Raw genomic sequence first — 2,204 nt, 5'->3', positions numbered from 1 at the left:
GTGAAAGAAAAAATACCCTTATCGGAGAATATTATAAAGGATATTCATAGCATAGTTTTAATGGATAAGCCTCAAGATAGGGGAAAATATAGACGTATACCAGTTACTATTTTAGGGGCAGTGCATGAACCACCTCAACCATATTTGGTACCAGTATTAATGGAACAATTAATTAATGAATATAATGAAAGCATGAAGGATAAACATATAATTGAAAAAGTTGCATTATTTCATTTGCAATTTGAAGCTATACATCCATTTATAGATGGAAATGGTAGGACTGGACGTTTAATTATGAATTTTGAACTTATGAAAGAAGGGTACCCTCCTATTAATATCAAGTTTAAGGATAGAAAAAGATACTATAATTGTTTTACGGATTTTCACTTAAATAATTCTAATCCTCAGATGTTAATAGAAATGATTGAGGAATATGTACAAGAAGAGTTGAAAAGATATATTTCAGTTTTAGAAATGGCAAATGATTTTAATAATGATTAGTTAATTATAAAACAAATAGGAGCATTAGGTTTATAATTAAGCCTAATGCTTTAATTTTAGCAATCAATATTAACTATTAAATACATTCTATTTATTTTGCTAGTAGAATTGATACGGTGAACCGTATCATAAGTAGTGGACAAGCCTTATTGATTATAAATTAGGATTTAGGGGTTACCACGGACCATAAGGAAATGGTATAATGTGTATAAGTAATTTTATGCGGCGTTAGGGAACAGGCTCTGTCTTGTTCCGGTGATACGACATTCGTAGATAGATGTGCAATATAGAAATTTAATAAGGAAGTGATAAACATTGAGCATATTCATGTTTTTAGCAAGTGATAAGCCATTGGAAGTAGTTGAGAGTTCTTATGAAGGGCATATAAATAAATTTGAAATTAGTAATAATATGTATTATTCAGATTCATACGCAAAGGATTATTCTGATAAAAAATATTTTTCCGAATTACACTGGATTTCTGCAAAATCAAGTGCTAGACAGTTTATTAACTACTTAAAGGAACAATTAGAAAATTTAAATGAAATAGAAATCTGGAACATGTGGTTAGATACATGTGGAGTAGCAAGCCAAAAATCTGTTCATATATCAGAATTAAGCATTCATGATTTTGAATTCCTAGATAATAGTACAGATACACCAGTTTGTCTAATAGTTAAGAAATAGATAATTACTCTAAGAAATAACGACACATTATTAATAAACTATATCGTAACGGTGTATCTAGGCGTCTTGTTAATTATATTAAATTAGGCAAGGGGGAATATGATTTTGAAAAAGATAATAGCAAAAAGAACATTATATATTATGGTAATTATGCTTATTGTAGGATTAATAATAATTCTATCTTCTACTGCAATAGGTAACAGAATGGGCAATAATGCTATACAGAAAAATGGTGGATCTATGGATACTAGCCAACATGAAAGAATTATTGATACAAATACATCCAATTTTAGAACGGTTGGTTTAATATTATCATTGGTTGGGGGTTTTGGAATGTTACTAAGTGGGTTTGCCTTATATAATGAGTTATAATTCTTGAAAAGTTGTAGCTTAAGACACATTCTTTCTAAAATGTTCATTAATAGATTTAGGTGTAACAAAATATAAATTGGGGGAACAAGGTACATGAATAAAAAACTAATAAAATTTTTAATGCTTATGGCTTATTGTATTCCATATGGATATCTGGCTATGAATGGTGATGCTACTTCTGGAACAATGATATTCTATGGATTTATGATAGCAGGTTTTGGAATTCTTTGTGGCACTGCTATTAGGACAAATAATACTATTATACTTATTATTGGGAACATATTAAGTTTTATTTCATCATATTTTTTTATTTTAAGAAAGCTACAATCAGAAGTATGGAGCTGGTATTTCAAGCCCTTTACTCCTGTTGGTCTTTTAGTACTAATAACAATTGTTTCTTTCATAATACAAATTGCATCTATAATTATAGTAAAGGCAAGAAAAACTAGTACAAATTCAGACAATGTGTAAAAAATAATGATATAATATATGTAAGTTAATATCTCCTAAGATATCTATAAAAGGAAGGAAGTGTTAATAATGAGTCTTATTTCTAAGCTGAATGAGGACCGAAGTCTAAAGATACCAGAAGAAATATTAAAAAAAGCAGGATTGAGACCAGGTGCTGAAATTATATGGCTATA

The 2,204-nt window shown here is 28.9% G+C and carries 4 protein-coding genes; all 4 read left to right on the top strand.

Annotation, left to right across the window (positions count from 1 at the left end; all coding sequences use genetic code 11):
* Positions 1–501 (top strand): Fic family protein (locus C3E90_RS09755; RefSeq protein WP_236915455.1); only part of this gene is annotated, 501 nt, incomplete at its 5' end.
* A gap of 315 nt (positions 502–816) precedes the next feature.
* Positions 817–1,188 carry a hypothetical protein gene (locus C3E90_RS09750; protein WP_236915454.1) on the top strand — a complete coding sequence of 124 codons (372 nt, stop codon included), beginning with the start codon at positions 817–819 and terminating at the stop codon, positions 1,186–1,188.
* 105 nt (positions 1,189–1,293) lie between these two features.
* A complete protein-coding gene (locus C3E90_RS09745) occupies positions 1,294–1,560 on the top strand; it encodes a hypothetical protein (RefSeq protein ID WP_236915453.1) in 267 nt (88 codons plus the stop codon).
* Between the two features lie 93 nt (positions 1,561–1,653).
* The gene (locus C3E90_RS09740) at positions 1,654–2,031 is read left to right on the top strand and encodes a hypothetical protein (protein WP_236915452.1); all 378 of its coding nucleotides are present in this window, start codon (positions 1,654–1,656) and stop codon (positions 2,029–2,031) included.
* The last annotated feature ends 173 nt before the right edge of the window (positions 2,032–2,204 follow it).

Source organism: Clostridium sp. Cult2 (genome assembly GCF_021655075.1).
GTDB lineage: Bacteria > Bacillota > Clostridia > Tissierellales > Tepidimicrobiaceae > Schnuerera.
The sequence above is the reverse complement of the archived record's forward strand: the minus strand, read 5'-3'. Positions and strand labels throughout refer to the sequence as shown.

Coding starts and splice junctions, on each gene's coding strand:
- C3E90_RS09740 (WP_236915452.1), top strand. CDS start 1,654: ATGAATAAAAAACTAATAAAATTTTTAATGCTTATGGCTTATTGTATT.